This window comes from Pseudodesulfovibrio sp. (assembly GCF_028692895.1).
Lineage (GTDB): Bacteria > Desulfobacterota > Desulfovibrionia > Desulfovibrionales > Desulfovibrionaceae > Pseudodesulfovibrio.
Map to the genome: position 1 here is coordinate 67,894 of NZ_JAQUWN010000009.1, position 7,836 is coordinate 75,729.

At 66.0% G+C, this 7,836-nt stretch carries 6 protein-coding genes and 1 tRNA gene; 6 read left to right on the forward strand and 1 reads right to left on the reverse strand.

Features of this window, described 5'->3' with window-relative positions:
• Positions 1-5 precede the first annotated feature (5 nt).
• Positions 6-2,351 carry a PBP1A family penicillin-binding protein gene (locus PHP91_RS03965; protein WP_300137188.1) on the forward strand — a complete coding sequence of 782 codons (2,346 nt, stop codon included), beginning with the start codon at positions 6-8 and terminating at the stop codon, positions 2,349-2,351.
• A gap of 15 nt (positions 2,352-2,366) precedes the next feature.
• Positions 2,367-3,149 (forward strand): PhzF family phenazine biosynthesis protein, encoded by a 783-nt coding sequence (locus PHP91_RS03970; RefSeq protein WP_300137190.1) that lies wholly within the window; start codon positions 2,367-2,369, stop codon positions 3,147-3,149.
• 76 nt (positions 3,150-3,225) lie between these two features.
• Here the strand turns inward: PHP91_RS03970 and PHP91_RS03975 are convergent, their stop codons facing one another.
• A complete protein-coding gene (locus PHP91_RS03975) occupies positions 3,226-5,169 on the reverse strand; it encodes a peptidase U32 family protein (RefSeq protein ID WP_300137192.1) in 1,944 nt (647 codons plus the stop codon).
• A gap of 71 nt (positions 5,170-5,240) precedes the next feature.
• Here PHP91_RS03975 and PHP91_RS03980 point away from each other — a divergent pair, with 71 nt between their 5' ends.
• The 4 genes from PHP91_RS03980 to PHP91_RS03995 all read left to right on the forward strand — a co-directional run bounded on the left by PHP91_RS03980 (position 5,241) and on the right by PHP91_RS03995 (position 7,657).
• Positions 5,241-5,993 (forward strand): dihydroorotate dehydrogenase electron transfer subunit, encoded by a 753-nt coding sequence (locus tag PHP91_RS03980; RefSeq protein ID WP_366141530.1) that lies wholly within the window; start codon positions 5,241-5,243, stop codon positions 5,991-5,993.
• A gap of 13 nt (positions 5,994-6,006) precedes the next feature.
• Positions 6,007-6,927 carry a dihydroorotate dehydrogenase gene (locus tag PHP91_RS03985; RefSeq protein WP_300137198.1) on the forward strand — a complete coding sequence of 307 codons (921 nt, stop codon included), beginning with the start codon at positions 6,007-6,009 and terminating at the stop codon, positions 6,925-6,927.
• A 67-nt stretch (positions 6,928-6,994) separates the two neighbouring features.
• A tRNA-Ser gene (locus PHP91_RS03990) sits at positions 6,995-7,086 on the forward strand.
• Positions 7,087-7,114: 28 nt separating this feature from the next.
• Complete coding sequence (locus PHP91_RS03995; RefSeq protein ID WP_300137201.1) at positions 7,115-7,657, forward strand: hypothetical protein; 543 nt, start codon at positions 7,115-7,117, stop codon at positions 7,655-7,657.
• Positions 7,658-7,836 lie beyond the last annotated feature (179 nt).

The window sequence follows — 7,836 nt, forward strand, 5'->3', positions numbered from 1 at the left end:
GTCTCATGAAAGCATTGAAGATACTGCTCGTCGTCTTTCTCGTCTGCGCCGTGCTCGGCATCGGCGCGGCCTATGGCCTTTATCAATGGGCGTCCAAGGACCTGCCCGGCTTCAAGAAGATAACGGACTACAACCCGCCCCTGGTGACCACGGTCTATGCCGAGAACAATCAGGTCCTGGGCTATTTCTACAAGGAAAAGCGGTTCCTGGTGACGCTCGACCAGATGTGCGAGTGGATTCCCAAGGCCTTCCTGGCCGCCGAGGACGCGAGTTTCTACCAGCACGACGGCGTGGACCTGACCGCCATCGCCCGCGCCTTCGTGGCCAACCTGCGCGCCGGGCATACCCGCCAGGGCGGCTCCACCATCACCCAGCAGATCATCAAGCGCCTGCTGCTCACGTCCGAGCGCAGCTACGAGCGCAAGCTCAAGGAGGCGATCCTCGCCTTCCGCCTGGAAAATTATCTGACCAAGGACGAGATTCTCACCATCTACCTCAACCAGATCTTCCTGGGCGCGCACTCCTACGGCGTGGAAGCGGCGGCCCGCACCTATTTCGCCAAACACGCCAAGGACCTGTCCATCGCCGAGGCGGCCATGCTCGCCGGGCTGCCCCAGGCCCCCAGCCGCTACAATCCCTACAAGAGCTGGGAGCAGGCCAAGCAGCGCCAGCGCTACGTCCTGGAGCAGATGCGCTCCCTGGCCTGGATCACCGAGGAACAGTATCAGGCCGCCCTCCAGGAGGACGTCAAGCTGGAGTCCATGCCCGACCCGTCGTGGCAGGTGGGCGCCTACTATCTGGAGGAGGTCCGGCGCTGGCTCATCGAGAAATTCGGCGAGGAGGCGGTCTACACCGGCGGCCTGACCGTGACCACGCCCTGCGACCTCAAGCACCAGGCCGCGGCCGAGAAGGCGCTCCGGCGCGGGCTGCTCGACTCGGCCCAGCGCAGGGGCTGGCTGGGCCCGGCCGGGCACGTCAATCCCGGCGACGTGGCCCCGGTGCTGGCCGAAGGCCCCCAGGACACCGCGAACATCCTGGAGAAGGACCAGCTCATGAAGGCCTGGGTCTCCAAGGTGGACAAGGGCCAGGCCTACGTCCGGTTCGGCAGATACAACGGCATCATCCCCGTCAAGGCCATGTGGTGGGTGCGCACCCCGGACTCGAAGCGGAGCCACGAGGACGTGTCCGACCCCGACGACGCGCGTAAGATTCTCAAGCCGGGAGACGTGGTCTGGGTCACCGTGTCCAAGGCCCCGGAGAATCCCGAGGGCGTCTGGACCCTGGACCTGGAGCGCGAGCCCCTGGTCGAGGGCGCATTGGTCTCGGTCAAGCCGGACACCGGCGAGGTCGTGGCCCTGGTGGGCGGCTATTCCTTTGCACGCAGCCAGTTCAACCGCGCCACCCAGGCCCGGCGGCAGCCCGGCTCCGCCTTCAAACCCATCGTCTACTCGGCGGCTCTCGACAACGGGTTCACCCCGGCCTCGGTCATCCTGGACGCGCCCATCGTCTATGCCGACGATTCCCAGGGCAAGCTCTGGCGGCCCGAGAACTTCGAGGGAACCTTCGACGGCCCGACCCTGCTGCGGACCGCGCTGGTCAAGTCCAAGAACCTGGTGACCATCCGCATCGCCCAGAAGCTCGGCATCAGCAAGATCATCGAGCGGGCCGAGGCCATGGGCCTGGAGTCCGACTTCCCCCACGACCTGTCCGTGTCCCTCGGTTCGGCCGTGGTCTCGCTGATGAACCTGTGCGAGGCGTACACCACCTTTGCGCGCGGCGGCTCCTACATCAAGCCGCGCACCGTGCTCTCGGTGCGCTCGGCCTGGGGCGAGGACCTCTACGCCTCGGTGCCCGAGACCGTGGACGCCATCAGCCCGCAGACCTCCTTCATCATGGCCACGCTCATGAAGCAGGTGGTCCAGCAGGGCACCGGCTGGAGGGCCAAGATCCTCGGCCGTCCCATTGCGGGCAAGACCGGCACCTCCAACAACGAGCAGGACGCCTGGTTCATGGGCTACGCCCCGTACCTGCTGACCGGCGTGTACGTGGGCTTCGACGAACTGAAGCCCATGGGCAAGTGGGAAACCGGCTCGCGCGCGGCCAGCCCCATCTGGGTGGACTACCGCAAGGTGGTAGAGGAGGATTATCCGTATCAGGACTTCACCCAGCCGCCGGGAATTGTTATGGTCAGGGTGGACGCCAATACCGGCAAGCTCGCCTCCTCCTCGTCCCGCGAGGAGTTCTTCCTGCCCTTCAAGGTGGGGACGGAACCCACGGAGATGGCCGGGAGCGGCGGCGGGACCGGCGAGGCCCCGGTGTCGCAGGATGATTTGTTCAAGCAGACCTTCTAGCCGGAGGAAAGGGCCATGGAGCTTGACATCTACCAGGTGGACGCCTTTGCCGACGAGGTCTTCGGCGGCAACCCGGCGGCCGTGGTGCCGCTGTTCGAATGGCTTTCCGACGACCTGATGCGGCGCATCGCAGGCGAGAACAACCTGCCCGAGACCGCCTTCTTCGTGCGCAAGGGGGAGTATTTCGAGCTTCGGTGGTTCACGCCCGAGTCCGAGGTGGACCTCTGCGGCCACGGCACCCTGGCCAGCGCCCACGTCCTCTACCGCCACCTCGGCTACACCGACCCGGCCGTGGTCTTCGAGACCCGCTCGGGCCGCCTGTTCGTGGACCGCGAGGGCGACCGCTATTCCATGGACTTCCCGTCCTGGCCCGTGCGGCCCATCCAGGTCACCGAGCGGGTGACCAAGGCGCTGGGCGCCAGGCCCGCCGAGCTGTTCATGGGCGAACGGGACATGATGGCCGTGTTCGAGCGCGAGGAGGAGGTGCGCGGCCTGGCCCCGGACTTCCGCCTGGTCTCCCGGCTGGACGGCATGTGCCTGATCTGCACGGCCCCCGGCCTGGATTTCGATTTCGTCTCCCGGACCTTCGTGCCCGAGCAGGGCATTCCCGAGGACCCGGTCACTGGCTCGGCCCACTGCACCCTGGTCCCGTTCTGGTCCGCCCGGCTGGGGCGGCGGACGCTCCAGGCCTACCAGGCCTCCCGCCGGGGCGGCGTGCTCGACTGCGAGGACCTGGGCGACCGGGTCAAGATCGCGGGCAAGGCCGTGACCTACATGGTCGGCAACATCCTGCTCTAGGGCGGGGAAGACTCACGCAATGAAAAACGGCCGCCGGGAGATGTCCCGGCGGCCGTTTCGTTTGCGGCGGATTGCTTTAAAGCAGTTTGATCTTCCAGTTGAAGGTGCTGGTCCGTTTCGGCCTCGGCACGGCCTTGGGCCACGGCTCCAGGATGGTGACCATGGTCTTGTAGCCCATGCGTACGATCTCCTTGAACTCGTCGTTGAGGTCCAGCTCCCAGCCCGGGTAGATCCAGTTGTTCTGGCCCCAGCGGCGGACGAAGGCGACCTCGTTCATGGGGCTCTTGACCGGTTCCTCCTGGCGCACGGCCTCGGAGAGAAAACGGGCGATGCCGAAGGGCCACAGCCCCTTGATGACCAGCCCCAGCGGCAGGGGCGGGTTCTGGGCCAGCTCGCGGGCGTCCTCCTCGGACAGCTCCGGGCTGACGATGGCCGAGGAGCAGCCCAGGGTCTTCATGACGTCCAGGCCCAGCCGGTTGGAGAGGTTGCAGAACGGTCCGGCCACCAGGACGGCGTCCTTGCGGTCGGTGAAGTAGGCGGCCTGCCACGGGCTGTTGATGACGAATTCGCGCGCGCCCTTCTTGGCGGCCTCCTTGAGCAGGGCGCGGTACTTTTTGTCCTCGTCCGGCCAGATGACCGGGGGCAGCCACCACTGGGCGCGGGAGACCATGGCCGACGGCAGCTTGCCCAGGACCGCGCGCTCCAGCCAGAAGGCCCCCTTGCCGCCGATGCGCCCGGTGGGCGGGGTGCGGAACAGGGTGACGTTCTCGGTCCGGACCTGCCGGGTGGGCGCGGCCTGGGGCCAGCGCACGGCGAAGGTCGATTCCCCGGCCTCGGGCAGGGGGAAGAGCTCCAGCTCGCCCTCCAGGTCCCGGATCATCCTGGTCAGCTCGGGTTCGCGGCGGTCCACCAGAAAGACCTTGGTGCCGGTGGGCAGGGCCGGGCCTTTGCCCGGGATGTCCAGGCGGCCGCGCTTGGGCACGCGTCGGCGGATGGGCACGGTGCGGTGGCCGGGCTGGTCTTCGTAGCCCACGCGGACCAGGTCGCCGGGCTCCAGGGGCTCGCGCGGCTCGAAATAGAGCTTGGCCCCGGCCCGCTTGATTTCGCCGATGAACCGGCCGGAGCTGGTCTCGGCGTCGGGCTGCACGGGCTGAAAGACCCGCTGGGGCAGGAAGACGGCATGGCCGGACGGGCGGCCCAGGGCCTGGTCGAGCAGGTCGGTGGCCGCCTTCTTGGCCTGGGCGTCGTTCGGGTTGTCGCGCAGCATTTGGTAGGCGCGCACCGTGTAGTAGACGTAGTGCGGCCCCTTTTTGCGCCCCTCGATCTTCCAGGCGGTGATCCTCGGCATGGAGAGCAGGGGCTTGGTCAGGACGTCGAGGGAGAGGTCGGTGCAGGAAAAGAGGCGGCGGGGCGGCTGGTTGCCCTGGCGGTAAAGGCGGCGGCAGGGCTGCACGCAGCGGCCGCGCAGGCCGGACTTGCCGCCCATGTAGCTGGACCAGTAGCAGCGGCCCGAGACGCAGTGGCAGAGCGCGCCATGGACGAATATCTCCAGGTCCAGCCCCTTGGGGCAGGCCTCGGTCATGAGCTTGACCTCGTCCAGGTTCAGCTCGCGGGGCACGACCACGCGGTTGACCCCCAGCCTGGCCGCGATCTCCAGCCCGGCCGGGTGGCTCAGGTTGGCCAGGGTGGAGAGGTGAATCTCGCCCTCGTAGCCCGCCTGGCGCGCGAGTTCGATCATGGCCAGGTCCTGGACGATGAGGGCGAAGGGGCGCACCGAGCGTTGCAGCCTGTCCACCAGCCTTCCGGCCGCCTCCACGTCCCCGGGCTTGACCAGGGTGTTCATGGTCACGTAGGTCCGGGTGCCGTGATCGCGGCCCAGGCTTGCCAGCCGGGCAAGCTCGCTGATAGAGAAGTTGGTGGCCTGCATGCGGGCCGAGAAATGCTTCAGCCCCACGTAGACGGCGTCCGCACCTGCGGCGACGGCGGCGAGGTAGGACGCGGAGTCCCCGGCCGGAGCCATGATTTCTGGAATATGCCTGTTACTCATAAGGTCGTGCCATGTCCCTGCGGAATTGTCGGAATGTTAAGGTATTGAAAGTCGCCCCGGTTGGTCAACAGGAAAGGCCGGACGAATTTTACGAGATAACGCTGGAATATCCGGATTGGGACGAGTGGCGTCCCGGCCAGTTCGTCATGGTCCGGCCCGTCGCCTGGCCCCTGGACCTGGTCTGGGGCCGCCCGTTTTCCATCTATACGGCGGACGAGACCTCGCTGACGGTCTTCATCCAGAAATCGGGGCGGGGCACGGCTCGCATCGCGGCCCTGCGGCCCGGCGACGAGGTGGCCGTCTGGGGGCCGCTCGGCAATTCCTTCGCCATGGAGCCGGATGCCCCCACGCTGCTCCTTGCGGGAGGGATCGGCATAGCCCCGTTTCGCGGATATGTCGAGCGTCATCCGCACCCCGGCAACGTGCGGCTCTTCCTGGCCCACCGCGTTCCGCTCGAATGCTATCCCTACGACATCATCGCCGCGGACGTGTGCGCGGACTGCATGTTGGAGAAGACCTCCACCGATCTCCAGGCCATCATCGACGCCATGGGCGGGCTGATCCGCGAGTATGCGGAGAAGGGCGGTCTGGTCCTGGCCTGCGGACCCACGCCCTTCATGCGCACCGTGCAGCGGTTCGCCAAGGAGTACGGGGCGCGGGCGCAGGTCTCGCTGGAGAACAGGATGGGCTGCGGCGTGGGCGCGTGCCTGGGGTGCGTGACCAAGGATTCGGCCGGGCATCACGTCCAGGTCTGCACGCGCGGCCCGGTGTTCTGGGCCGACAAGGTGGAGTTTTAGGGGGAGCATGAACATGGATATGCACGTTTCTTTCGGCGGCCTCAATCTCAAGAACCCGGTCATGACCGCCTCCGGCACCTTCGGCTTCGGCCTGGAATTCGCGCCCTACGGCGACCTCAAGAAGCTCGGCGGCATCGTGGCCAAGGGCCTTTCGCTCAAGCCGCGAGAGGGCAACCCCATGCCGCGCATCGCCGAGACGCCGTGCGGCATGCTCAACGCCATCGGCATCCAGAATCCGGGGGTGGAGCACTTCGTGACCCAGATCCTGCCGTCCCTGCCATGGCGGGACGTGGCCGTGCTGGCCAACCTCTACGCCTGCGACGCGGCCGAGTTCGGCGAACTGGCCGGGGTGCTCGCGGCCGAGGAGGGCGTTGCCGCGCTGGAGGTCAACGTCTCCTGCCCCAACGTCAAGGAGGGCGGCGTGGCCTTCGGCCAGGACCCGGCCCAGATCGCCAGGGTCACCGAGGCGGTCAAGAAGCGGGCCGGGAGCAAGCCGGTCATGGTCAAGCTCTCGCCCAACGTCACGGACATCACGGTTTGCGCCCGTGCGGCGGCCGACGGCGGGGCGGACGCGCTCTCGCTCATCAACACGCTCTCGGGCATGGCCGTGGACATCCGGACGCGCCGACCGCGCATCGCCAACGTCATCGCGGGGCTTTCCGGCCCGGCCATCAAGCCGGTGGCGCTCCGGTGCGTGCACCAGGTGGTGCGCAGCGTGGACATCCCGGTGGTGGGCATCGGCGGCATAGCCTCGGCCGAGGACGCCCTGGAGTTCCTGCTGGTGGGGGCCCAGGCGGTCCAGGTGGGTACGGCCAACTTCCTGCGGCCGGACTTCGCCTTCAACCTGGTGGACCAGATGGAGGCGCTGCTGACCGAGATCGGGGCCAAGAGCCTGGACGAGTTTCGCGGCAGCCTGCAACTGCCTCTCGCATAAGGGGAAGTTTCGTCCATTTTTCACTTGCCATGCGGCTCTATTTTGGGTAGTTACACCCTCTCGACGCGGAGAGGTGTCCGAGCCCGGCTTAAGGAGCACGCCTGGAAAGCGTGTATTGGGGGAACTCAATCGGAGGTTCAAATCCTCTCCTCTCCGCCACCGAACGAAACAGCCTTGAATCCTGCTGATGCGGATTCAAGGCTTTTTTGTCGGTTATCCCCTTCACCGGCCGGGACGTTCAGGCCCGCAGCCACTTCAGGGCTTCCGTCCTGTCCTGAAATACTCGGTAGTTGATGGACCGGTTCCGAAGAAAGGTCTCCGCACAGGTATAGAATTTTCGCCTTTCCTCGCGGTGGAGAACCGCGATTTTCAGGCCCAGCGCCGGGAACTGGACCGACAGCTTTTCGGAAAAATTGTAGATGTCGAACTGGTCAAGCAAGGGTTCGAAGCCGGTTTCGTCAAGCAGGATATGCGTTCTGGCGCGTTTTTGAGCTTCGGTGCCAAGTTGGGTCGCGAATCTTGCGGTTTCGACTGCGGATTCCGTCGATCCCGTGACTATAACGTTGAGGAAGTCCTCTTCCTCGTGGATAGTATACGTATACGGCATGCGTTACCTGTCGATATGGCTTATGAATTATTTAATGATCACATCTTATGGCTACTAATTGAAGCCACTGCAAATGGCAAGGGCCGTCCGGCGTCGTCGACAGGCTTTCACCCGTTCCGGTAGCCAGATGCGTAACGGGTGACAGCAGCCATCGAGGATGGGGGTTCACAATGCGGGGGGGCTCCATGACCAGGCCTTGTCGTAGCTTCCCCGCATCGTCACGCCCGTTCCGTATCCGTCTTGTTCCCCGGACAGGGCTGCATGTGGCGGGCGTGTCCGTGGACGCCATCGTCTCCATCCCG

What these genes read in the sequence shown, in the direction of transcription:
- PHP91_RS03965 (WP_300137188.1), top strand. Translation starts at nt 6, where the DNA reads ATGAAAGCATTGAAGATACTGCTCGTCGTCTTTCTCGTCTGCGCCGTG.
- PHP91_RS03970 (WP_300137190.1), top strand. Translation starts at nt 2,367, where the DNA reads ATGGAGCTTGACATCTACCAGGTGGACGCCTTTGCCGACGAGGTCTTC.
- PHP91_RS03975 (WP_300137192.1), bottom strand. Translation starts at nt 5,169, where the DNA reads ATGGCTCCGGCCGGGGACTCCGCGTCCTACCTCGCCGCCGTCGCCGCA.
- PHP91_RS03985 (WP_300137198.1), top strand. Translation starts at nt 6,007, where the DNA reads ATGGATATGCACGTTTCTTTCGGCGGCCTCAATCTCAAGAACCCGGTC.
- PHP91_RS03995 (WP_300137201.1), top strand. Translation starts at nt 7,115, where the DNA reads ATGCGGATTCAAGGCTTTTTTGTCGGTTATCCCCTTCACCGGCCGGGA.